Source organism: Paenibacillus hunanensis (genome assembly GCF_034055775.1).
Taxonomy (GTDB): domain Bacteria; phylum Bacillota; class Bacilli; order Paenibacillales; family Paenibacillaceae; genus Saccharibacillus; species Saccharibacillus hunanensis.
Genome location: NZ_CP139194.1, coordinates 1,093,572 through 1,118,609 on the forward strand (window position 1 = coordinate 1,093,572; position 25,038 = coordinate 1,118,609).

A 25,038-nucleotide genomic window follows, 5' to 3' on the forward strand; every position below is an offset into this window, starting at 1 on the left:
ATTGTTTGAAGTGAATCTGCTAACGTATTCATTCATTGCTCGATCGTTTGCGCGAAAGCATGTACCAGAATCCTATACGAAAGTATAATCCAATTGAACAAGGAGTCAGCTCAGGCATCTGCGAAACACGTTATCTACTAATGATCTACTGATTACATGACTTCAACGCCTTAATTAAGATTTCTTCCGACTCACATCGTTATTATTGCACGGGAAATACATCTGCTGAGCAGGTGTATTTTTTATTGCTGAAAAACCAGTAAAATCAAGCCTTTTCAGTAATGTAAGCGTATACAAAAAACTGGGAAATGGAAGGTAAACACCTTTAATTTATAAATTGTGCTTCCTTTATTTGCACATTATAATTTGAAATGGAGGTGAGGAATTATTTTCCAATTATGAGTATCGTAAATTTACAGATACGATAAAAGGAATCACTCAGCACAGATATGCGCTTACAGCTTGATGTCGCTGAAGTTCTCACTGAATACAAGGATAACCGGGGTATGAAACGGATCGCAGTCGTGATGCAGCATGAGTATGGCTTTAGATGTTTATTCATCATCATCCCATTCCAGGAGGTATACGATGTTCAAATTTAAAAAGAAATTGATGACAACATTACTCGCCGTAACGATGGGCTCCAGTCTGTTCGCAGCTACTTCCAGTGCAGCAACCGATTACTGGCAAAACTGGACAGATGGCGGCGGGATCGTTAACGCCGTGAACGGTTCTGGCGGTAACTACAGTGTAAACTGGCAAAATACAGGTAACTTTGTTGTAGGTAAAGGCTGGACAGTGGGTTCGCCAAACCGTGTTATTAATTACAATGCAGGCCAATTCGCACCGCAGGGCAATGGCTATCTGACATTGTACGGATGGACGCAAAATTCGCTGATCGAGTATTACGTTGTCGATAGCTGGGGTACGTACCGTCCAACAGGTACATACAAAGGGACGGTAACGAGCGATGGTGGCACCTACGATATCTATACAACGATGCGCTACAATGCACCATCGATCGAGGGCAATAGCTCGACATTCGTTCAATACTGGAGTGTTCGTCAGACGAAGCGTCCAATCGGCACCAACTCCACTATTACATTTAGCAACCACGTCAAAGCATGGGCAAGCCATGGCATGAATCTGGGTAGCAAATGGTCGTATCAGGTCATGGCAACAGAAGGCTATCAGAGCAGTGGTAGCTCGAATGTAACAGTATGGTAATGTAAATCGTGCTTCTTATGTCGCAGTCATAAGGAGCACACCAAATAAGAGAGTGATTCGTCTAGTACAGAGACGGATCACTCTCTTTTGCACGGGAGCATTATTGCTCGTGTTAGTCATTTCGATAGCTGTATCTGCCGCTAACCGTGATATAAATTAGCGATAACGTCCGGCGTCTTCTAGCATTTTACGATTACGCTTCTCGTTCTCCGTCTGACTGATCACGATAAAAGCATGAACAACACCTGGTAACCAGACGATTAACGTTAGGATGAGATTGAGAATGGCTTTACCTGGCTTGCCGCACAGCAATACCGCAACAGGTGGCAGGAAAATCGCTAAAATATAGAGCATCGTTGTCACTCCATTCGTATAATATCGGACACTATCTATTTACCAATCTGATACGGATGGTAAACGTATTTTATAGTACGCTTCTCAATTGCATCGGTTGCAGGCTTGCTACAGCCTTGAAAAGCTTACTGCGAGTGAGGTCTAGCAGGTTTCCCCGACCAAAGTCTAAGCTACAAAACCGTCCAACGACGGTTGGAGTGGAGCGCTTGATTTTGTAAGATACATATATAAGCAAGTCACACATGAGAACGTGCAGGAGTGAAGAGCCAAACGAGCATGAAGCATATCATATACGCGCAACAGATGATGTGAAGCTACAGATGCAAATGAGATCATTCGCGTACTTTTTATTCATCCATAGAGAAATATTCAAATGAATCGTATTCAAATGAAATACCAGTTATACCGCACATACTACTATATTAAAGGAGAGACATAACATGAGAAAATGGCATCGTTCAAGTCGTGATAAGGTGATGACGGGATTAATCGGTGGTCTGGCAGAAATGATGGGCTGGGACGCAAGTCTGCTCCGTATTCTGTTTGTCATCAGTGTATTTCTGACAAGTGGAACAAGCCTGCTGATCTATCTGATCGCAGCCCTGTTTGTACCGAAGGAATATCCGTATTAAGTGTAAAACGCTAATCATTCCCGTTCTCAGCTCATACAACAAAAAGAGAATATTCGATATATCTATACGAACATAAAAAGCGGCAGTGCTCTGTTATATTCAGCAGAACACTGCTTTTTTTGTTGTCAAATCGTAATGTTTACGATAATATGTAGATCGTAATTGTTACGAAATATCAGAGAGATAGATTTCAAATAAATAGGGGAGAGATGCTGAAATGAATCGTCTGAAAAAGAATAAAGCTATAGCTACCATACATAGGATTCTAGCGATGCTGGATCGCACCGCACAATCACTGGTAGGAAAGGATGGCGTACACATAACGAGTGGTTCCACACGCTCCATCCAGACCGTACAATCCATAGGAGCGATTCCCAGCAAACGCCGCTATACGTGGACGGTCGCAGCTGCGATGCTCGCTCTAGTTATGCTGCTCGGTGCTTGCTCACCTGCGTCTCAGTCATCAGCTGATGCACAGCAAGGGAAGCATGTGCATTTTCTGTACAATTTCTCCACACGTTCGCTTGATCCGCATACCGATTCTAGTTATGTACCGTTACGTGCTGGTATCACTGAGACACTGGTGAGACTAGATGAAGACAAGCTATCTGTAGAACCATGGCTGGCGAAAAGCTGGGAGGGCGACGATGGTGAGCACTGGACGATTCATCTGCGTGATGGTATTACCTTTCAAAATGGCAAGCCCTTGACGGGTGATGCTGTCAAAGCTTCGTTGGAACGTGTGCTCAAGGAAAACGCAGGCGTACAAAATGCACTGAAAATCAAGACGATTGAAGCAGATGGACAGACGCTACATATGACGACGACCGAGCCATTTCCGGAATTCGTATCCGAGCTGGTCAATCCGAATACGTCGATTATTGATGTGAGTGAGAACGATATCGTGAACAAGCCGGTAGGGACAGGGCCTTTTGCTTTAAGCTCGTTTACGCCGGGAAGTCGTCTGGAGCTTAAACGTTATGACGGTTACTGGGATGGAGCATCTCCGCTGGATGGAGTGACGTTTTCCTTTAACGAGGATGCCAATGCGCGCTCACTGGCATTGAAGTCAGGTCAGGTTGATGTGGTGTATCGTCCAGAGGTTGAAAGTCTGGAGTCACTGGATGCTCAGGACGGTATTCGTGTGGATGCGACATCGACATTCCGGGTGCATCAGATGACGATGAATATGCAGCGTCCGGCGTTACAGGATGTGAATGTGCGCAAGGCAGTCGATGCATTAATTGATCGCAAAGAGATTGTAGACAGCATTTTACTTGGCTATGGCGAGCCGGCTACAGGGCCGTTTCTGCCATCGCTACCGTTTGCTCCGGTCTATGAGCAGCAGACGGGTGGGGCAGACGTTGCCAAGCAATATTTGCAAAAAGCAGGCTATACACTTCTCAATGGCACGATGCAGAAGGGTGGACAGCCGCTCAAGCTGACACTGCTCACTTACTCAGCACGTGCAGACCTGCCGCTCATCGCGCAAGTATTCCAATCGGATGCAGGAAGAATTGGGATTGGTGTAGAGATTCGTCAGATTGATACGCCAGAGGAATATATGGCGTCTAATCGGGATTGGGATCTGGCGACATACAGTAATCTGACCGCACCACGCGGCGATGCAGGATATTACCTGAATGCTACGTATCATCCGAAGGGCGCGCTGAACTTTAGCGGTGTGCATGATGATCAGCTGACTGCGATCATCGACAAGCTGAATCGTACAGTTGAACCGAAGCAACGTGCAGTGCTGGCGAAGCAGGCTGCGGATTATGTGCATGACAATGTGATTAATGCCTTTGTGTTATTTCCGTCTACGATCGTAGCGTATAACGAAAACAAGGTGAAAAACTGGGTGACGACTCGTAGTGAATACTACATGATCACGAATAAGCTGGATGTGATGTAATGCTTCGTATTATTATTCGTAAGCTGGTGGAGACAGCAGGCTTTGTGCTGTTCATCACGCTGATTAGCTTTTTATTTATACGTCTGGCACCGGGCGATCCGGTGCTAACGATTCTGAACGTGGATGAGCTGTCTGTTAGTCGTGAGCAGGTGGAGGCGCTGCGTGAGGAGTTAGGCTTTAACCAGCCGTTATTGCTGCAATATGCGATGTGGCTGTGGGATCTGGTGCGATTAGACTTTGGACAGTCCTTTGTCACCGGTCAGCCTGTAGTGGAGATGATCACCTCTGGTCTTCCAGCTACGCTAGAGCTGGCTGGTGGTGGATTGCTAGTGATGCTGTTGATCGCCTTGCCGCTCGGTTCCTTATCTGCGCTCTATCGGGATCGCTGGATCGATCATGTGAGTCGGGGGTTCGCGATTATCGGTGCGGCTGTACCTAGCTTCTGGCTGGGACTGCTGCTCATCGATTGGTTTGGGGTACGCTGGGCATGGTTACCGACGATGGGTCGAGATGGCTGGATTACGCTGGTACTGCCCTCTTTAACGCTTGGTCTGGCAATCTCAGGGGTATATGTACGTCTGCTGCGCTCCAGTCTGCTTGATTCACTGAGTCAGGAATTTGTACGGGCAGCGCGAGCGAGGGGATATAGCGAGTGGCGTATTTTCCGTGTACATGTGTTTCGGCATAGCCTGCCGCCTGTCATTACAGTGTTCGGTGTGAGTCTGGGCAGTCTGATCGGTGGCGTGATCGTGATCGAGGTGCTATTTGCGTATCCGGGTATCGGTAAGCTGATCGTTGATTCGATCAGGCAGCGGGATTATCCGGTCATTCAGGGCTATATTTTGCTGATGGCGGTGATCGTATTCGTCGTCAATACGACGGTTGATCTATCCTACCGCTTCCTCAATCCAGAGCTGCGGTTGAAGGAACAGAAGGCAGGTGGATAAGAAATGGACATCGTAAAGAAGCATCATCGCTTAGCGCTATCCATGCGCCGTCTGCAACCGATCATATTGGTAGCTGTGCTGGCAGTAGTGCTATGCGCATGTGGATACGCGTTTTTCTATTTAAAGCATGATCCGTTATTAACCGATCTAGGTCAACGGCTGCAAGGTGTGAGCTGGCAGCATCCGCTTGGTACGGATCATCTGGGCAGAGATACTTTTACTCGTCTATTGCTCGGTGGGCAGCAGACGCTGGGGTATAGCTTGCTGGCACTTGGTGCGGCATTGCTGCTCGGTATCCCGTTTGGATTACTGGCAGGGTATCGTCGTGGCTGGGTGGATCGTATCTTTGTACGGATATCGAATGGATTTCTAGCATTTCCAGATACGATTGTGGCGATTGTGCTGAGTGGGTTACTCGGTGCAGGCATTGGCAATCTGGTAATGGCGATCGTTATAGTCAAATGGGTCAATTATGCAAGACTTGTGCGCAGCATTGTGCTCGGCGAAGCTGAAAAAGATTATATTCGCATCGCACGTACCAATGGGTTACAGAGCGGTACGATTATGCGTCGTCATCTACTGCCACATGTGATTGGACATGTACTGGTAATGGCAAGCCTTGATCTGGGCAAAATTATTTTGCTCATTTCCTCATTCTCGTATATTGGATTGGGCACACAGCCGCCTTTACCAGAATGGGGAGCGATGCTGAATGATGCACGGCCTTATTTTCAATCTCGTCCAGAGCTGATGTTATTCCCGGGTATCGCTATCGTGATGACGGTATTGCTAGCGAATATGATTGGCGATATGCTGCGCGATCGCTTTGATGTGAAAAGAGACGAGTGGAGCAAGGAGGTGCCGTCCTGATGCTAGAGCTAGATAAGCTGACCGTGCGTAGTCGGGAGCGTGTGCTAGTGGACGAAGTATCTCTATCGGTAGGTGCTGGAGAATGGATGGCACTGGTCGGGGAAAGTGGTAGTGGAAAAAGTCTGTTATCCCAATCGATTGGTGGACTATTACCTACAGGATTAGGGGCAAGTGGCAGTATCCGATGGAATGATCAGGAGCTAATGACGCTACCTGCCCGTCAGCTACGGAAGCTGCGTGGGAAGGAGATTGCGTATATTTTTCAGGATTATCAGGGAGCGTTCACCCCTTTTCGCACGATTGCTCAGCATATGGATGAATATCAGCAGGTGCATGGAGAGAAGAATCGTCAGCAACGGAGGGAGCGAAGCCAGCAGGCGCTGGAATCGATGGGCTTATCGGCAGAGCTACTGAATCGGTATCCATTTCAATTAAGTGGAGGACAGCTACAACGTGCTGCGATTGCGTTAGCGTTGCTGTTATCACCGCGTCTGCTTATTGCTGATGAAGCGACTACTGCGCTGGATAGTGTATCGGGTCATCGCATTCTGGAGCTGCTCCGTCAGAAGCAGCAGGAGACAGGCTGTGCGATTCTGTTCATTACGCATGATTGGCGGCATGTGCGTCGGTATGCGGATCGAATTGCGGTGATGAAGGAGGGGAAGATAGTGGAGAGTGGCAACCGTCATCGTGTGCTGGATCATCCACGTCATCCGTATACCAGACAATTGATCGCTGCTGCACCGATGCTGGAGCGACCGGAACCGACATTGCGTTCGGGTCTAGAGCCGCTCCATCGATTGGAGGAACAATCGCAATGAGTGTACTTCAGGTAGAGCATTTGTATAAAACGTATCATTCTCATCCTGGTCATATTGGATGGCGAAATGGAAAAAAAGCTACGTCTGTTGAAAGGGCACGATTCGGTTGGCTGGGAAGATGGTTTAAGCATTCGTCCGAACGAACAGGGGTGACGGCGTTAGACGATATATCGTTCCAGCTACAGCAGGGCGAATGTCTGGGACTGGTTGGCGAAAGTGGTAGCGGTAAAAGCACGCTGGCTCGTTGTCTGCTTGGCATCGAGTCAGCCGATCGAGGGCGCATCGTGCTGGCAGGTGAGGAGCTCGGTGGACAATCTCAATCCGAGCACCAGCTACGACAGCAGCGCAGACATATACAGATCGTCTTTCAAAATCCGACAGCTGCGCTGAATCCGAAGCTGACGATTCGCAAGTCTTTACTTGATCCATATCGGCAGTATCGCCATCAGCTCGATCTGAATCATTTTCGTGCTGATCGAGAGGATCGCTTTGCCCGTCAGCTAATGGAGGCGGTTGAGCTGCCTACGGCTCTGCTGGATCGATATCCGCATCAGTTAAGTGGCGGTCAGCGTCAGCGCGTCACGATTGCACGCACGATCAGTATTGAGCCCAAGCTCGTTGTGCTGGATGAACCGACCGCGAGTCTGGATGTAATCTCACAGGCAGCGATTTTACAGCTACTGACTCAGCTCAAGCAGGAGCTGGGACTGTCGTATTTGTTCATTTCACATGATCTGGCGGCGGTCTGTCAGCTAAGTGATCGGATCATGGTCATGAAGGAGGGACAGATTGTAGATCGTTGTCTACGACATGAACTGTTCGAGCAGGAGCGACATGCGTATACACAGGAGCTGGTATCGATTTTTTGAACAAAGCTGTTACTGTACTGTGGTTCTGCTCATTCGGATGGTTGGTGCTGATGGGAAGATTGAAAATGCAAGGCTATCGTTTATAGCATATAGATTAACATGCAAACCAGCGGTAGATGCACAGGGAAAGAATGTGCATTTACCGCTGGTTTTTTTATGCTTGCTATCGTTGCGATTCCGTATCGGGTGTTTCTTCATCCGAACAGCTATACGTTCACATCGTTTCCTTCCTCTGGATAATACATCATCATAAAATAGCTGGCTTTCTCAGAGGATGGATTGAAGTAGCCATGCGGAATCGTACCGGAAAAATGAAGTGCGTCGCCATCTGATACATGATACGGCTTGCCATTGATCTCCACGATCATCGAGCCTTCTTTGACAAACAAATATTCTTCGCCTGGATGCGTTTTGGGAAGGTGCTCGCAGCCGGGCAATAGATCAACGACGTACAGCTCGAATCTGTTCTCCGGGTGATACGGGAAAAAGCTATATACTTTGTACAGATCATCGCTGTCCACGACAGGATCAAGCTCGCGAATATTCACCTGCTGGATCGGCTGCTCTTCTTCCTTTAAAAACATGCTAAACGAGACCTGAAAGCCTTTGGCAATTTTCCATAAGGTGGTCACGGTTGGATTGGACTTTTCATTTTCGATCTGGGCAAGCATCGCTTTACTCACGCCGGTTAGCTCGGACGTTTGTTCCAGGGTGAGATTGCGACTTTTACGCAATTTGAGCAGATTACGGGCAATGATTTGTTGAATAGGTTCCATGCACAGACTCCTTTATCCAAAAATTTAATATAACAGACTATTGTATGTTATGAAGAATATTTGTATACTATATTAAAATTATATTCATTGTAGCATATCTGTTCCCGTTATGTGGATGCAAATTGTTCCATTTCGCTACGTTCAGTATAGGTGCATGCAGTGCTTCCAGCTGTCAGATCGCTTGCCTTTCATACAAAGGCATAAATAGCGCAGACAAATGGTAAATCAAAGGAGGAAATTAGATGTTGACCCATCAGATGGAATGCACCACAGAAGTACCCGCTTCAAGCTCGCCAACTTTTTGGGAGGGCGTACGGGATTGTATACCGACACTGCTCGGTTATATTAGTATCGGTCTGGCTGCTGGTGTTGTAGGTGCAGCCTCGGGCTTGAGTGTGATGGAAATGGCATTGATGTCGCTACTCGTATATGCCGGAGCAGCACAATTCATTATTTGTGCTCTGCTAGCCGTGCATACGCCGATATCGGCCATTGTGCTGACGACCTTTATCGTCAACCTGCGTAATTTCCTATTGAGTGCGACATTGGCACCGCATTTTGGCAAATATTCATTATTGAATAATATCGGAACAGGCTTACTTGTTACAGATGAATCGTTCGGTGTGGCAGCGACACGGCTTGCATCGGGTAAGCCGCTCAGCAATCGCTGGATGCACGGGCTCAATCTGACTGCCTATATCGTATGGGTAATCTCCTGTACACTCGGTACGCTGTTCGGCAACTGGATCGCTGATCCACAGATGTTCGGACTGGATTACGCGCTGACAGCGATGTTCATTGCACTGCTAGTATTACAGCTGGGTAATGTCGTACCGGAGAAGCTCAAGCATTACTTGAAGCTCATGGCGTATATGGTGATTGCGATGGTCGTATTGTCACTGGTTGTGTCTACACAATTGGCCATTATTCTGGCAACGGTTATTGTAGCAACGATCGGGGTGGTGACAGAGCGATGACAGTGAATTGGACGGTATTTATGATTATTGTAGGCTGTGCGCTTGTGACGATGATTCCGCGAGTAGCTCCATTTTTTGTAGTACGTAATATGGTGCTGCCGCAGGCAGTTATGAAATGGCTATCGTATATTCCAGTATGTATTTTTACAGCGCTTGTGGTGGAGAGTATGCTGGACAAGCAAAGTGGTACGCTGCATATTGAATGGCCGGCGGTAATTGTGCTGGTGCCGACGTTACTGGTCGCGTTGAAGACAAAAAGCTTGTCGTTGACAGTTGTGGTTGGGGTTGTGTGTATGGCAGTGGTGCGGTTTTTCTGGTGAGTCGGGTAACAGGAAGAGCATCGTATTTGGATAAGTGATCTGTGGGAATACTCTTGAAGCACTTATTGATATATCCATGTGGGTGTGCTGATGTACGTTCAGTAGATCGCTATGGTATTCATATGGTAGACGAGCAAATACAGCGGATCTTTTATAAAAATAGCATGATCGATGGTCACCTCAAGCAAAAGAAATGCTGAGGCGATGGCGATCATGCTATTTTTGTGTACTGCGATCTTGGAGATAAAGAAGCCTGCACAGAATACGATGTTTTTAAACGAAATCAACGTAAAAATCAAGTCCGCCATTCTGAGTAGTGATCAACTATAATAGGAATAATAATTTGAGAGGATTTGAAATAAGTACGATGATGAAGGCGATTCCTTACCTCTTAACGCTTTATGATGTATCGTCTTACTGAAATGTACTTCATGTAGGATGACGTATCCGGTATAGGATGTACTGGATATCCAACGTGTTGAAGCTGTACATTATACTGCTCAACATTTCAATAAGTGAGAAGGGACGATAAATTTGCAATCGCTTACAAATGAACATCTAACATTACTCAAATATTCCGCGCATAGGTATGTTAGGAGACAATCAATAATAAATGATGCTAGGCAAGCATCAAAAGCGACCCGATACGATGGTAGGCGGTAGATAAACTGCGCCTATCCTTATTCATAATGTAGAGTATTCATAACCAAGTGTATGGCTAACAGAGCATAGTCAAAGGAGGTTCACCAATGCTTAAAGCTGCGATATTTGATGATGAATATATTGTTCTGCAAGGACTCAAGCAGATGTTGGATTGGCAGCATTATGGAATTGAACTGATTGGCACAGCAGAGGATGGCTTATCTGCGCTGGAGCTGGTACGGGCGAAGCAGCCAGATATCATTTTCACTGATATTCGGATGCCAGGATTGGATGGATTACAGTTAATTGAAGCGATTATGAATGAGCAGCCAGATACACTTTGTATTGTATTTAGTGGGTTCAATGAGTTTGAATATGTACGGCGTGCGATTGGACTTGGTGTGATCGACTATCTGGAGAAGCCGATTACGATCGATAGTATGCAGGAGACGATTCAGAAAACACTGGATCGAATTGCGCGCGAGCAGCAATTTGGCGCGATGAAAATCCAATATGAAGCCAGTCGTGCCGAGCTGGCGGAAAAGGCGGCGTTGGATCTTCTTTTTCAAGGGAATGCTGGTGCGGCTGAAAAGCTGTGTCGGGAAATGAGGATCGAACGAGCATCTATTGATGGGGTGATGGTGCTCGCTTTTGCTCATACGCATCATCCATTGCCCCAGTATAGCGGCTATCATGTAGTGGAGGTAACTGTGGAGCAGGAGCGTCTTGCTCTATTGTTGCTGGAGGATGCAGGTAAGCTACCGGAAGAGCAACTACAGCTGCTGCATGTTCAGTGTGGAAATGACGTTTTCGCTTCTGGACGATGTTATGCTGCACTGGAGGATGCGAATAAAAGCTGGCGCGATGCAAGGCAGGCGTTACGCTATGGTATTTTTTTGGAGGAAAATGGCTGGGTACGGTTTGAAGATACAGCAGGAGATGAGCCAGTCCGCTCGGAGCTGTCTGAGTGGGAAGAAGCATTCGTATTTTCACTACGAGCCTGTGATCGAAGTGGGCTAGAGCAGGCACAGCAGCGTCTGGAGGACTGGGCAGCAACCGCTCGGCTTACACCAGAGCAGACGGAACAGGAGATTATAAAGCTCATATTTCTGGGTGGCGATGTACTACGTGAAAGTGGGGAAGATGTGAGCCGATTATTACCGTCTACTCGCACAATCTATCGGGAGCTTGGTGTGCTGGATACCCGTGAGCGCATGTTCGATTGGTGTCGGAGAATGATTATGCGTCTGGCAGAGGGAATGGAAGAGCTACGCAGTCCTTGTAAGCATAATGCTGTGCAAAAGTCGCTTGCCTATATTGAGCAACATTATGGCGAAAGCCTTTCGCTACAGCAGGTGGCAGATTATGTGGGGATGAATGCGAATTATTTTAGTCTATTATTCAAGGAGCAAATGAATATTTCGTATATCAAATACGTCACCCGTGTACGGATGGAGCATGCATGCAGATTGCTTCAGGAGGGTCTCAAGGTAAATGAAGCGGGCGAACAGGTCGGCTATTACAATCATCGCCATTTTAATGAAGTATTCAAAAAAACATTCGGTCTTACACCCGGGCAATACCGGGATCAATCGTCAGCCTCGTTACGTAGCGACTTTCGGGAGCAGAGCTGATGAGTCGCCTGCGCCATATGCTGGATCGGCTAATTCCACTGTTTCGGTTTAAACGGATTCGTGTGCGCTTTTTGCTCGCGATGATTATTCTTGTCGTTCCTGCGTTAATGTTGCTGGGCTTTATTTCATCGAATATTGCCAAAAGTATGATTACCAGCATTAACAGCGAAAATAACCAGAATCATTTGCGCACGTCCAGTGAGGTAGCGGATCTGCTGTTTCGCAATGTACAAAATCTGCATCTGTCGATTGTTACGAATGATACGGTGAATGAAACGCTACGTCGTAGCAATGAACGCACCGAGCAGGTCACGGGTCGTAGTAATAAGTTGGGCGATGAGGCGACGAATCGACTTCAACAAATTCTAGGTGAGCGGATTATCGATACTCGATTTGTGCGATCGATCTGCTTGTTTGACTTGAATTTTCGCGTGTCGTGTATCGGGCGCTCCGATGATGTCGGGCAATACGAGCAAGCTGGACAAGGAGCGATTGCCCATACCGATTGGTATAAGCAGGTGTATAGCGCTCAGGGCAAGGTCGTTTATTTTCCAAATGATGTACTGGGCGAATCAGCTAATGTATTCTCCACTGTAAAACTGGTACGCGACGATATGGCTGTGCCAGGTATGCCAATCGGCTTGCTTGTAGTCAATATTGATCGTCAATTGTTCAGCAAGGTGTTCCCAAGCCGTGAGGATTATGAAGGCTTTGTGGTGCTGGATAATAACAAGGTGAATCAGGTACAGACGGTATTTAGCAATGCTCCTATCACTTCGACTGCGAATACGATGAACGAGCGCATAGCTGCGTATGAAGAAGATGGCTACCTGATCAGCCGTTATACGAATTCCACAACAGGCTGGAGCTTTCTGCATCTCGTTCAGCGAAGTGCGCTGCTTCGTCAATCCAATCAGATTGCCTATGCGACACTGGGTGTGGCTGCATTGATGGGTTTGCTAGCAGTAGTACTGTCTTATTTTATCTCCGGCACGATTACTCGTCCGTTATTACAGCTCAAAAAGCTAATGCTCGACTGGACGCAGGGAAAGCTCAAGCTTCCCGATTATTTTGGTCGAGATGAGGTCGGTACAATCGGTGAGACATTTAAGCGCATTGTGGGCGAAAATGAAGAGTTGAATCAGCGTCTAATCGCCACTGAGATGAAAGAAAAAGAAGCTGAGCTACGGGCATTACAGGCACAGATCAAGCCTCATTTTTTATACAATACATTGGATTCGATCTACTGGATGGCGACGCTGCAAAACAATCATGAGGTGGCACGGATGGCGGTCAGTCTGTCAGAAAGCTTCAAGCTGAGTTTGAACAAAGGTCGCGAGAGCATTACCGTCTATCGCGAGCTTCAGCATATCGGGCATTATTTGAACATCCAAAATATCCGCTTTAACAATCGCTTTACGTATATCGAGCAGGTGGATGAAGGTGTCAAAGGGATGGAGATTATGAAGTTGCTTCTACAACCACTTGTAGAAAATGCAATCTATCATGGTCTGGAGCCGAAGGTAGGGCCAGGTACAGTTTCGCTTACAGGCATCTATGATGATCAGCAACTGATCTTCACGGTGGAGGATGACGGTGTGGGGATGTCTGACCCAGCAAGCGTGATGGAAGGCTATGGATTGAGGAATGTGCTGGAACGAATGAAGCTTGCGTATGGGGAGCAGAGTACGTTAGAAGTGGAAAGTGAGCCAGGGAAGGGCACGAGGGTAACGCTGCGTTTCAGACCTAAGGTGGAGTAAGCGCAGGAACAAGATTGAAAAGGAAACAAGTAGCTGCTGGAGATTAATAAGCAGTTGGAAGAATTAGGTTATCATTGTCAGCATGGAGCATAGCCGTGGAATAGAGCATATAGTAAAAAGGCTTCTTGTAGAAGAAGTCTTTTTGGCTTGAACGCGAATAGTATTTAGATATTGATTCGCTCCCCAAATAAGCGAGTAAGGCGAACCTATAGATTATGTATACGCCGAATGCAAAGTATACATTACAACCGACACGCTTGCATGAAGATTAATTGCCCCATCAAAGTGAAAAAATCGGACAAAACCTTAAAAATAAAGCGCTTACAATAAAAGGCCATCCCCACTACAATTAAACCAACAAGTCGAACATCAGGAGCAGACAGCCCATTCGCCATCCATTCTTACATTCTCAAAACCGGGGGTTATCGAATGAACAAACGTAAATGGAACGTCGTTACCGCATTAACCAGCATTATGATCATTGCCGCACTTCTCGCAGCGTGTGGTAATTCAGGTTCCGGGCAAAGCTCGGGCAGTGAAGGAGGCAGTACAAGCCTATCCTTACTCGTCGACAATTCACAGGATTCGGTGAATGTGGCGAATGCGCTCAAGGAAGCGTATGAAGCCAAGCATCCAAATATTACGATTGAAGTGGAGACACGCCCGGGCGGCAGTGAGGGCGATAATCTGGTGAAGACGAGGCTGGCAACTGGGGATATGACAGATGTTCTTTTTTATAACTCTGGTTCTTTAATGACAGCCTTATCGCCTGAAGCGAATCTGGAGGATCTGACGAATGAAGCATTTCAAGCGAATGTACTGGATGATTTTAAAAACACAGTCAAAATGAATGGTAAAGTGTATGGCGCTCCGATCGGCTCTACGATTGGCGGCGGTTGGTTTTATAACAAAAAAATCTATGCTGATCTTGGCTTATCCGTTCCGAAAACATGGGATGAGCTAATTGCGAACAGCAAAAAGATCAAGGAAGCCGGCATCACACCTGTAATCGGGACAATGAAGGATAGCTGGACAGCACAGGTGATTATTCTTGCAGACGAGTACAATGTTGTACAGACTGCACCAGACTTCCCAAAGCAGTTCACGGCGCACCAGGCGACATTTGCAGGCACGCCAGCTGCCTTGCGCAGCTTTGACAAGCTACAGAGCATATTTGATGGGGGCTTTTACAATACCGACTTTCTAGCCGCAACTTATGACAATGGCATTAAAATGCTCGGCGAAGGCAAAGGAGCGCAATATCCGATGCTATCCTTTGCTCTACCGATCTTGAAGCAAAATTACCCGGATCAGATGGACAATATCGGTTATTTTGCCCAGCCGGGCGACAGCGCAGACAAGAATGGCTTGACCGTATGGATGCCGTCTGCCGCCTATGTCTACAAAAATGGTAATCATGTCGACGAAGCGAAGAAATTCGTAGACTTTATCGTATCCGCAGATGGCATTGCAGCGATGGCGAAGGTATCGACCCCAACTGGCCCGTATCCGCTCAAAGACGCCAAGCTACCTGATAATGTACCAGGTGCTGTCAAGGATATGCTGCCGTATTTTGATTCTGGTAAAACAGCACCAGCGTTGGAATTTGTATCACCGATCAAAGGGCCTAGCTTACCGCAAATCTCGGTTGAGGTGGGAGCAGGTATCAAAAAGGCGACAGAAGGTGCAGCTGCTTATGATCAGGATGTAGAGAAGCAGGCGAAGCAGCTTGGTCTGGAAGGCTGGTAATTCAGCTTATCTATCACTATCTAGCGATGTTATCCAATATGAATGCCTACTATTGATGTGAATTCGCAGTCGGTAGAAATGAAGGGCGATTGCGAATTCTGTCATCGGTGTGCATAGCAAGGGAGGAGTCGGCATGAATCGAATTTTTCGGCAGACGTATTCATACTGGTTTTTGCTTCCGGCTGCTATTATCTATACCGTCATGTTTTTGCTGCCCACGGCGATGTCGTTCTTTTTCAGCTTCACTCGCTGGACGCTGACGGATTGGGAGTTTATCGGGCTGGACAATTTTATTATGTTTTTTCAGGAGCAGTCGCTACGTATTGGCTTTCAAAATACGCTGATCTATGCGGTCGTGACGTGCGGACTCAAGGTAGTGCTTGGGCTGGTGCTCGGCGTATTGCTAACGTCCAAGCTGCGTACACGCAATTATTTGCGCTCGGTGATTTTTTTCCCGACCTTGATCAGTACGATTGCAGTAGGTATCGCTTTTAGCGTGATGATGCATCCGACCGAGGGCATCATTAATGCGGCACTTGGCTGGATCGGAATCAGTGGTCCGGATTGGCTTGGTGATACGCGGTTTGCGTTGCTATCGATTGCGATGGTGGATGTATGGAAAGGTGTTGGAGTAGCAACGGTTATCTATATTGCAGGCATTCTTGCGATTCCAACGGAATATTATGAAGCATTGCAAATCGACGGTGGAGGGCTATGGCATCGGTTCTGGAATATTATCGTTCCGCTGAGCCGCCCGGCAACAAACTCGGTCATTATTTTATCGTTTATCGGTGGGCTGCGTTCCTTTGATCTGGTGTGGGCGATGACACAGGGAGGGCCGGGCTTTACGACCGATGTGATTGCTTCGATTATTTACAAGCAGTATCAGGGTGGATTTTATGGGCTGGCTACGGCAGGCAATGTGATTCTGTTTATTATTGTGACAGTGCTGGCTTTTCCACTGTATCGTTATTTGAATAAAAGGGAGGTGGATCTATGAGTACAATCAAAACATCCTCTGATTCAGTAGCTCGTATCCATACTTCGCCATCAGGTCGTACACGCCGTCTGGGGCGATGGTCGTTGGAAGTGCTGGGCATTGTATTTACAGTGGTCATCTTCTGGATTCCCTTTTACTTCATTATTGTGAATGCACTGAAAAGCACACAGGAATCAGCTTCACTCAGTCTGAGTCTGCCCAGCTCCTTGCATCTATGGGACAATATCGTAACGGTCATACAAGCACGGGATTATATGCTGTTGCGGGCGTTCTGGAATAGTACGCTACTGACAGTTGTATCCGTGCTGGCGCTGGTCGTATTATGCGGTATGGCAGGGTATGTAATGCAGCGGCGCCGAGGTAAGGCTACCCCGCTGCTTGATCTGCTCGTACTCGTCGGCTTGATTATTCCACCAGCGATTGTGCCTACGATCTGGGTGCTGAATGGTCTGCATCTGTTCAAAACGATGTCAGGACTCATTCTAGTAGAGGTTGCGCTAAACTTTCCATTTTGTGTGCTACTGTACAAGGGCTTTATGGCAACGATTCCGCGTGAGATTGATGAGGCAGCGGTCATTGATGGCTGTAGTGGGCTACGTATGTTTTTTAGTATGATTTTGCCGCTGTTACAGCCGGTATCGGCTACGGTTATTGTACTTTGCTCGGTTACGATTTTTAATGATTTTGCGAATCCGTTATATTTCCTGCCAGGCTCCAACAATGTGACGGTACAGACGACGCTTTATAATTTTAAAAGTCAGTATATTACGCAGTGGAACCTACTGTTTATGAATATTTTGCTGATCACGATTCCGCCGTTAGTATTATTTTTATTTTTCAACAAACGAATTGTAGCAGGAATGACCGCTGGCTCTGTCAAAGGTTGAGATCGAAGCCCTATTCAACGTAATGGAATAGAGATAGAATATCAACAATAAAGATAACGCTTACATTAAAAATCTCGTATCCTATTGTCCATTGTTAGAAAGCGATACCGTTCGCTGCAAGTTCGCATCTCATCCCCAACACAGGTTGAAGGAGTGATCAAAAGATGGATTCATTTCAAATTACAGATGTGCAATGTGAGTATCGTAACCGACTGCTCGGTACCGATATTGCTAAGCCGAGATTCAGCTGGAAATGTAGCAGTCCGCAGCGTGATGTACAGCAGTCTTCCTATCGGCTACAGGTGACACATGCAGATGATTCGCATTTTGAGCAGGTTATATGGGATTCAGAGCAGGTGAATAGCTCGCAGTCGATTCAGGTGCAGTATGCTGGGCCTGCACTACAGGCGCGCACGGCGTATCTTTTTCGCGTCAAGATATGGTCATCAGCAGGCGAAGAAAGTGAATGGAGCGAGCCAGGACAATTGGAAACTGGCATGATGCAGTCGGCACAGTGGCAGGCGCAGTGGATTACACCCGATACGCGTGAGATCGAGCGAGAGTCCGAGGCGAATTTTCAGCTACGCCATACCTTTGAGCTGAATGGAGAGATCGCTTCAGCGCGTATCTATTCTACAGCAGCAGGTGTGTATGAGCTATACATGAACGGGCAAACGGTATCGGATGACGTCCTTGCGCCGGGCTGGACTAGCTATCATCATCGACTGCAATATCAGACGTATGATGTGACGTCACTTCTACAGCGGGGAAATAATACAGTCGGCGCATGGCTGGCAGATGGCTGGTATCGCGGCAAGCTCGGCTTTGATGATAAGCAATATACGTACGGCGACCATCGCGCCTTGCTGCTGGAGCTGCATATTCGATATACCGATGGACGAGAACAGATCATTACGAGCAATACGGACTGGCGTGCTGCTACCGGACCTGTGCTGTACTCGAATATGTATCATGGTGAAATCTATGATGCGACAGCCGAGCAGCAAGGCTGGAGTGAGCCGGGCTTTGACGATCGTCACTGGAACGGTGTTGAGGTGTTGCCACTTGGATATGACACGCTGATCGCACAGGAAAATTGGCCGACTCGTGTCACAGAGACGATTCGTCCGATCGCTACCTTTGTCACGCCTGCTGGTGATCATGTGCTGGATATGGGGCAAAATATGGTCGGTCGCATTCGGCTACATATACCGGAGACTCAGGCAGGCACAGAAATTACGCTACGTCATGCCGAGGTACTGGATAAGGATGGAAATATTTACTTTGGCAATCTACGTCCTGCCCGGCAGACTGTTACATATCGCACAGCAGGCACGCCAAGCGGGGAAACGTATGCGCCTTATTTTACCTTTCAAGGCTTCCGTTATGTACAAGTAGAAGGCTATCCAGGGCAGAAACAAAATGGACTGCCGTTGGATGCATTTGAAGGCGAGGTGCTACATTCGGATATGCCATCGACCGGATCATTCGAATGCTCGGATGAGCGAATCAATAAGCTTCAGCAAAATATACGCTGGGGACAACGTGGGAACTTCCTTGATGTGCCTACTGACTGTCCGCAGCGCGATGAGCGACTGGGTTGGACGGGAGATGCGCAGGTATTCATCTCGACTGCACTGTTCAATTATCAGGGGGCTCCCTTTTTTAGCAAATGGTTACATGATGTGAAGGCAGAGCAGCATGTGGACGGTGGGATACCTTTTGTCGTACCGGATGTTGTGGGTGGTGCGAACTCGGCAGCATGGGGTGATGCAGCGGTGATCTGTCCGTGGACAACGTATCGTTATTATGGCGATACACGCTTGCTGGCAGAGCAGTATGACAGTATGAAGCAGTGGGTAGAATACATTCGCGCGCAGGGTGAGGAAGAAGCGCTGTGGAATACGGGCTTTCATTTTGGCGATTGGCTTGCGTTGGATGCGAAGGAAGACAGCTACATCGGTGCTACGCCAACCGATCTGATCGCGACCGCCTATTATGCGTACTCGTCACGATTGGTGGCGGAAGCGGCGGCTGTACTGGGTAAAACAGACGAGGCTGAGCGGTATCAGCAGCTTCATCAGCAGGTCGTTCAGGCATTTCAAGCTGAGTTTGTAACGGGACGTGGGCGGATGGCGGCACCGACACAGACGGCGCATGTACTTGCACTGGTATTTGATCTATTGGAGCCTGCTCTGCGAGCGCGAGTAGCGCGTGATCTGAACGATCTGGTTGTGAGTAATGGCTATCATCTAACGACAGGCTTTGTTGGTACACCGTATCTATGCTTTGCCCTGTCGGATAATGGCTATCATGAAACGGCAGTACGCTTGCTATTGCAAAGCTCTTATCCGGGCTGGCTCTATTCGGTATCTCAGGGCGCAACGACGATCTGGGAGCACTGGGATAGCATCAAGCAGGACGGTTCCTTTTGGAGCGATGATATGAATTCATTTAACCATTATTCCTATGGTGCAGTCGGTGATTGGATGTATCGCCGTATCGCTGGTCTGGATATGGGGATGGAAGAGCCAGCTTATCGTCATATTCATCTGGAGCCGCAATTCGGTGGGCGGCAGCTTACGTATGCGAAGGCTACACATGAATCGATGTATGGACGCATTGAATGTGGCTGGGAGCTGGATGGAGAGCATGTTATTGTACAGGTAACGATTCCGGTAAATACAGCAGCAACGCTTCGCTTGCGGGGAGCAATCTTAGAGCAGCTAACGGAAAATGGCGATGCGATACCGTCCATTCCTGCCTCGGGTATTCGCAACGTGCAGCAGGAGGTGGAGTTGGTTCAACTAGAGCTTGGCTCGGGCAGCTATTGCTTCCGTTATCCAGCGAAAGGGTTATTTCAGCGTTCTTATACCGAGTATACGCGCTTATCGGAACTACAGCTGGATGAGCAGGCGATCAGCATAGTGAACCAGCATGCTCCGCAGCTACTTAGTGGAGCATTGACGAGCATTGTAAGCCAATCGTCTCTTCGTCAGATTACCGATAACCAGATGACGCGTGTCTCTGAGGATACACTGAAGAAGATACTGGAGGAGCTACAAATGCTATCTTAAGTCCATCTCAACGCAAAAAGCCTGTCTACCATCCGCTGCATGATGCATCGGGCTCGATGGACAGGCTTTTTTACATGCACAATCATATCAATTCGGTTGTCTCCTCAATGATCGTTTAGGAAGGTAAGCACCATCAGACTGATATCTTTGTCAAAATCCCAATCTAGAAACGCTTGATCAAGCGTTTTGCCGAGAATGGTACGTACAGGCAGGCCATCTACAAAGCGATCCAGCTCCAGCTCACGCTTGGATACACGTAGGGCGTTATTAAAGCCTTTTTTGATAATTCGCTTTTCCAGGCTGATCAATAATCCTTTGCGAATGATGACCAGTGTATCTGGATCAACCCAGTACGATTCGATATCAGCAGGTGATTTTTGTACATCCTCTGTAATTTGACTTACTCGGATATGCAGCTCGGCTTTACCAGAGTATAGATCTTCCTTTTTACGATCTGGCTCTAGCTCAAACATGATCGCGATACAGGCACGATTCACGTCTTCCTTCCAATCGATAAAATGGTGAATAATCTGCTGTCCAGCCGCTGCTTCAACCTTTTTACGAATCGCAGGAAAGACAAATTGATCAAGTAAAATGTAGACATGGGTATATCGCTCATCCGGGTCATCCGGCAGACGCTCATCGTCCGGATCAATCAGCTCATTCAGAAAAATAATGACACTGTGCTCGTTGGTACGAATAGTGACTGATTCCGGGGATTTGCCGAACTGACTTTGACCCAGCAGACCGATTTGTTGAATGACAGCTTCCAGATTAGCGGTTTGGGACACGGCAAATGCTCCTTTGCAGCAATAAAATAGAAAAGTATGATAAGTATTAACCACAAGCTAGCCTTATGTAATCGCTGTTAAGTGCTTCAATCTGTAAATCATTTGATTTCTAAACAATTGTAAACTAATAAATGTATCGCAAATGAGTGATAAAGACCCTTACCTGTACGAATAAAGGCAAGGGTCTTGGTTGATTTACCGATATGAAGCACCGATTAGCTATCGATTCTATTCGATTAATATTGAGTGATGAGCCAGTTCGTTTTGCTCCAGCTTAGCTTGCCAGAGCCTGCGCCATCTGATGCCTTCAGGCGACTAACGAGTGTGGTAGGATCATCGGTCTGATAGCTGTAAGGCAGGCTGCTAAAGCCATTCCATGAGAAGGCTAATGCAGCGGCTGGATACGGAGCGAGCGGGCTGCCTGCTGTATCGCTATTCCCACGGAAGGTTGTACCATTCGCGGTGTAGATCGTGTCGACTGCGCGAATTTTGCCTGTATATTTGCTATTGCTTGGATCAGTCTGGTTATTACGAATCGGAGAGCCGACACCAATAATTTGCGATTTTTCCACCAGTACGGCACCGCCCTCGGTGGAGATCGCACCATTACTCGTTACGGTGAAATGGTAGCCCTTCGAGCTAATCGCTGTATCCATGGCAGGTGTTAGCTTTGCCTTGGCAGCAACCAGTCCAGAAGCGTCCATTACGATATTGTAAACGTGTGCATTTCCGCCCCGCAGACGAGGCATCCGATCCTGAGAGTCCTGATAGTAGTTATGATGGAGCGTGATTTCCAGATCAGGATTGTCTGATGCGAACTCCGTAGCACCAACCAGATGTGTTTTCTTTTGTCCGCCAGCGATGGCGATAATGTCCTGCTGACTCAGACCTACCGCACTACTGCGCAAATAGTTATACATTGGATAAGCTGATTTGTTGGCTTCCATTACTTTAACCTGCTGGCTGACCCAGCTATTAGAGCTGCCATCATCACTGCGGAAGGAAGACCAGGAGATGGTCACACCATTACTGCCCTTTTTCACATCGACAACGCCGTCATAGGCTTTGTTAAATGTGCAATGGTCAATCCAGACCTTGCTCGTCTGCTCCAGTGTCAGGTAATCCCAATCATTTTTATCGTAGTCACCCTTGGTCGCTTCATCCCATTCCCATAGCTCGTCAAATTCCAGATTGCGAATGACTAGATTGGAGCTGCGTTTAACGGTGATGCCGACATGCTTGATTTTGGAACCATTGTTCGAGAATATCGTTAACCCGTCAAAGCCGTCGATCGTCAGCTTACTAACGCCTGTTTGCTTGAGTACCGGATGAGTGAGCGGCTTGTTATGCTCAGCAAAAGGAGAGGTCTGCGCAGCAGACGGTAGCTTGTTCCAGCCCAGATTCAGGTCGTTCATCACTTCAATTACTTTGACCCCGGAGCCTTTTTTGAGTGCCTGGGCTAGATCGGTAGCCGTATAGACCTTTTTGTAGCGCGCATCGGTCTCAGCGATTGTGCCGCCGCCCGTATTGCCTGCTGAGAATCCGGTTAAATTATAAGCGCTGTATGTACCTGCTGCCTGTGCGCTGGCAAGCTGCTCGGTGCCATCAGCAGGAGCGAGAGCGCTACCGTTATTGCTGATTGCCGTGTCAGAGGGCATCGCCTGTGCGGTCGAATCGAGCATAGAGGCAAAAATGTTAACGTTTGCAAAATGTGAAATAGAAGATGGGGATGACGCGGATGCTGATGGTCCGGCGATGGATAATCCGCCCCACATCATCGCTCCGCTTAGCAGTAGAACGGTTCCTTTTTGAAGTACCTTTTTTTTCATGCTTGATCTCTCCTTTAATTGTCGATGGATGATAACAAGTTGAATAGGTAATAAAAGGTATTGCATGTCACATGTACAAGCTATCATGTTAATTAAAGCGCTTACATAGATCAAAAGCACTAATATTGTCGCAAAAGATATCAGTTTATAGAATTGTGTAGAAAAATATGGAATTTAAGGTCGTCAGCCTAATTATTTGACATGGTCGAAGCTGGCTTCGCTGTTAGGAGAAGATCAATATGTTAATGATGATATATCAAAAAATGCAGGCGATATGTACATCCATACAAGCGGAGATCATTTCGGTATAATTATAGATCGCCTTTTTAATCTCATCGCTGATCTGGCGTCAGATAATAAAAAACAGCCTTTCCGGTCATGACCGTAACAGGCTGTTTGGTTCATCCTATGAATGGCTTGTAGCAGCAATGGGTTTGCTTCTACGTAAAGAAGAGCTTACATCACAGTCGGGCCTTTTGTCAGTGAGGAATCAGAGGAGCTACCTTTGAGCTTGTTGACCTCACCAGTCAGCTCAACCTTCGCATCCGTCAGCATACCTTTCCATTCCTGCACGACACCAATCGCTTCTTTCACAACTGGTGTAATCTCCTTAGCCAGCTCGACCAGCTCTTCAGTGCTGGACTTCATCTCACGCCCTTTAGATTTGAGCGTCTCCGTCAGACTGCTAGCGGAGCTGCTTGCGCCCGATTTGAGCGTATAACGCATATCCTCGCCAGATTTAGGCGCAAATAAAAGTGCTGCACCTGCACCTACCAGTGCGCCTGCGATAATCCCAAATACTAGATTTTTCTGTTCCATCATGATCATCTCCGTTCGATAAAAGATTAGGATTGTCATCCATGTCTAGCGTGCTATCTATATGGTATTACCCACGATTCGCTGCTGCGCCTACGCATTCGCGTGTCTGTATGCATAAAATGTACAATGATGGCAGAGATCGACATCATGAAAGGGGATGGACACGTTCGATCACATCTGTATTTCTAACGATAAGATCCTAGTCTGAGCTTGAGATACGTGGTGCATTTCAGTTACTGTACAGCTATCGTAGATAATAAGCGATATACTTAGCATACCGAACACAGCATGAGGGACGCAACTATCATCTTGGCCTCAGACGACAAGCCGTTGAATCTTCATCCTAAATAGGGGGCTTCCTATGAATATCGATATGGAACACGCAACAATGAAGGATTATGACTATCTTGCTCAGCATGATGTACATCTGCCACAGCATCGTTTACTGGCAAAGATTAATGCGAGTGAAGTGTATATGATTCGTTTACTGCCAGCAAATACGAACGAAGCGGAAGATGACACGAGCGCTGAGGGTGATGGGACACTGATCGGCTGGCTGCGCTATGGCTGGTTTTGGGATCATACGCCGTTTATGAATTTGCTATGGCTGTCTGAGTCTTATCGCCGTCAGGGGATAGGTAAACAGGCTGTGCACCTATGGGAGCAGCAGATGGCAGCACAGGGCTGTTTTACTGTGATGACCTCAACCCAATCTGATGAGGAAGCGCAGCATTTTTATCGTCAGCTTGGCTATAAGGATGCAGGCGCACTCATGCAGGAGGATGCGGCTATGGAGATTATTTTCACAAAAGCGATTGTACCTCTGATCACTTCCACCATAGTAGATTAAAGCTCCAGTAGAGCAGATTAAGCGATCAGGGTAAAGTGCTGCTAGGATGTAGAGTAGCTACGGTGCAGAATAGCTAGGATACAGGAACAACAGGATCACATAGCAAAAAGCTCCTTATCACCAGCAGGTGACAGGGAGCTTTTTGTTAGTACTATTGCGATGCTTATGAACATCGTAGCAGTTGTGCTAAACGATATTGAACAGGTACACGCCTATCATGCACTTCATTTTATTAGTATGAACAATCGTTCTACTCGATAGGAAAGCAAGGGTACGAATAGCGCAGCACCTC

At 47.2% G+C, this 25,038-nt stretch carries 21 protein-coding genes; 16 read left to right on the forward strand and 5 right to left on the reverse strand.

The window, feature by feature from the left end; genetic code table 11:
• The first annotated feature begins 588 nt into the window (after window positions 1–588).
• The gene (locus SK066_RS04325; protein WP_320543778.1) at window positions 589–1,227 is read left to right on the forward strand and encodes a glycoside hydrolase family 11 protein; all 639 of its coding nucleotides are present in this window, start codon (window positions 589–591) and stop codon (window positions 1,225–1,227) included.
• Between the two features lie 156 nt (window positions 1,228–1,383).
• On the opposite strand, the gene SK066_RS04330 is transcribed toward SK066_RS04325, so the two are convergent.
• On the reverse strand, window positions 1,384–1,581 hold the full coding sequence (locus SK066_RS04330; protein ID WP_188778641.1) for a YqaE/Pmp3 family membrane protein: 198 nt from the start codon (window positions 1,579–1,581) through the stop codon (window positions 1,384–1,386).
• 440 nt (window positions 1,582–2,021) lie between these two features.
• Here SK066_RS04330 and SK066_RS04335 point away from each other — a divergent pair, with 440 nt between their 5' ends.
• The 6 genes from SK066_RS04335 (at window position 2,022) to SK066_RS04360 (ending at window position 7,635) form a co-directional block, all read left to right on the forward strand.
• Window positions 2,022–2,213: a PspC domain-containing protein gene (locus tag SK066_RS04335; RefSeq protein WP_188778643.1), complete on the forward strand. Its 192-nt coding sequence runs from the start codon at window positions 2,022–2,024 to the stop codon at window positions 2,211–2,213.
• 427 nt (window positions 2,214–2,640) lie between these two features.
• Window positions 2,641–4,128: a nickel ABC transporter substrate-binding protein gene (nikA, locus tag SK066_RS04340; RefSeq protein ID WP_320544798.1), complete on the forward strand. Its 1,488-nt coding sequence runs from the start codon at window positions 2,641–2,643 to the stop codon at window positions 4,126–4,128.
• Complete coding sequence (gene nikB, locus SK066_RS04345) at window positions 4,128–5,075, forward strand: nickel ABC transporter permease (protein ID WP_320543779.1); 948 nt, start codon at window positions 4,128–4,130, stop codon at window positions 5,073–5,075. Before nikA ends, nikB begins: the two co-directional genes overlap by 1 nt.
• A gap of 3 nt (window positions 5,076–5,078) precedes the next feature.
• Window positions 5,079–5,945 (forward strand): nickel transporter permease, encoded by an 867-nt coding sequence (gene nikC / locus SK066_RS04350; RefSeq protein ID WP_320543780.1) that lies wholly within the window; start codon window positions 5,079–5,081, stop codon window positions 5,943–5,945.
• A complete protein-coding gene (locus SK066_RS04355; RefSeq protein WP_320543781.1) occupies window positions 5,945–6,766 on the forward strand; it encodes an ABC transporter ATP-binding protein in 822 nt (273 codons plus the stop codon). The genes nikC and SK066_RS04355 overlap by 1 nt, the downstream gene beginning before the upstream one ends.
• Window positions 6,763–7,635, forward strand: coding sequence for an ABC transporter ATP-binding protein (locus SK066_RS04360; RefSeq protein WP_320543782.1), 873 nt, complete (start codon window positions 6,763–6,765; stop codon window positions 7,633–7,635). Before SK066_RS04355 ends, SK066_RS04360 begins: the two co-directional genes overlap by 4 nt.
• Window positions 7,636–7,841: 206 nt before the next feature.
• Here SK066_RS04360 and SK066_RS04365 read toward each other — a convergent pair whose 3' ends face one another.
• Complete coding sequence (locus SK066_RS04365) at window positions 7,842–8,411, reverse strand: helix-turn-helix domain-containing protein (protein WP_188778651.1); 570 nt, start codon at window positions 8,409–8,411, stop codon at window positions 7,842–7,844.
• Between the two features lie 242 nt (window positions 8,412–8,653).
• Between SK066_RS04365 and SK066_RS04370 the strand changes: the two genes are divergently transcribed.
• The 8 genes from SK066_RS04370 to SK066_RS04405 all read left to right on the forward strand — a co-directional run bounded on the left by SK066_RS04370 (window position 8,654) and on the right by SK066_RS04405 (window position 20,457).
• Window positions 8,654–9,388 (forward strand): AzlC family ABC transporter permease, encoded by a 735-nt coding sequence (locus SK066_RS04370; protein WP_320543783.1) that lies wholly within the window; start codon window positions 8,654–8,656, stop codon window positions 9,386–9,388.
• A complete protein-coding gene (locus SK066_RS04375) occupies window positions 9,385–9,708 on the forward strand; it encodes an AzlD domain-containing protein (protein WP_250343988.1) in 324 nt (107 codons plus the stop codon). The genes SK066_RS04370 and SK066_RS04375 overlap by 4 nt, the downstream gene beginning before the upstream one ends.
• Before the next feature lie 749 nt (window positions 9,709–10,457).
• Entirely contained in the window at window positions 10,458–11,984 is a 1,527-nt protein-coding gene (locus tag SK066_RS04380; RefSeq protein WP_320543784.1) for a response regulator, read from the forward strand.
• The gene (locus tag SK066_RS04385; RefSeq protein WP_320543785.1) at window positions 11,984–13,744 is read left to right on the forward strand and encodes a sensor histidine kinase; all 1,761 of its coding nucleotides are present in this window, start codon (window positions 11,984–11,986) and stop codon (window positions 13,742–13,744) included. Before SK066_RS04380 ends, SK066_RS04385 begins: the two co-directional genes overlap by 1 nt.
• A 429-nt stretch (window positions 13,745–14,173) precedes the next feature.
• On the forward strand, window positions 14,174–15,493 hold the full coding sequence (locus tag SK066_RS04390; RefSeq protein ID WP_320543786.1) for an ABC transporter substrate-binding protein: 1,320 nt from the start codon (window positions 14,174–14,176) through the stop codon (window positions 15,491–15,493).
• A gap of 133 nt (window positions 15,494–15,626) precedes the next feature.
• On the forward strand, window positions 15,627–16,493 hold the full coding sequence (locus SK066_RS04395; RefSeq protein WP_320543787.1) for a carbohydrate ABC transporter permease: 867 nt from the start codon (window positions 15,627–15,629) through the stop codon (window positions 16,491–16,493).
• A complete protein-coding gene (locus tag SK066_RS04400) occupies window positions 16,490–17,380 on the forward strand; it encodes a carbohydrate ABC transporter permease (protein ID WP_320543788.1) in 891 nt (296 codons plus the stop codon). Before SK066_RS04395 ends, SK066_RS04400 begins: the two co-directional genes overlap by 4 nt.
• Before the next feature lie 164 nt (window positions 17,381–17,544).
• On the forward strand, window positions 17,545–20,457 hold the full coding sequence (locus SK066_RS04405; protein WP_320543789.1) for a family 78 glycoside hydrolase catalytic domain: 2,913 nt from the start codon (window positions 17,545–17,547) through the stop codon (window positions 20,455–20,457).
• Window positions 20,458–20,561: 104 nt separating this feature from the next.
• Here SK066_RS04405 and SK066_RS04410 read toward each other — a convergent pair whose 3' ends face one another.
• The 3 genes from SK066_RS04410 to SK066_RS04420 form a co-directional block, all read right to left on the reverse strand.
• Window positions 20,562–21,248, reverse strand: a complete 687-nt coding sequence (locus SK066_RS04410) for a Na-translocating system protein MpsC family protein (protein ID WP_320543790.1) — start codon at window positions 21,246–21,248, stop codon at window positions 20,562–20,564.
• 236 nt (window positions 21,249–21,484) lie between these two features.
• Window positions 21,485–23,077, reverse strand: a complete 1,593-nt coding sequence (locus tag SK066_RS04415; RefSeq protein ID WP_320543791.1) for a pectate lyase family protein — start codon at window positions 23,075–23,077, stop codon at window positions 21,485–21,487.
• Window positions 23,078–23,533: 456 nt separating this feature from the next.
• A complete protein-coding gene (locus tag SK066_RS04420) occupies window positions 23,534–23,899 on the reverse strand; it encodes a YtxH domain-containing protein (RefSeq protein WP_320543792.1) in 366 nt (121 codons plus the stop codon).
• A 358-nt stretch (window positions 23,900–24,257) separates the two neighbouring features.
• On the opposite strand from SK066_RS04420, the gene SK066_RS04425 reads away from it, so the two are divergent.
• Window positions 24,258–24,746 (forward strand): GNAT family N-acetyltransferase, encoded by a 489-nt coding sequence (locus SK066_RS04425; RefSeq protein ID WP_320543793.1) that lies wholly within the window; start codon window positions 24,258–24,260, stop codon window positions 24,744–24,746.
• Window positions 24,747–25,038: the final 292 nt, after the last annotated feature.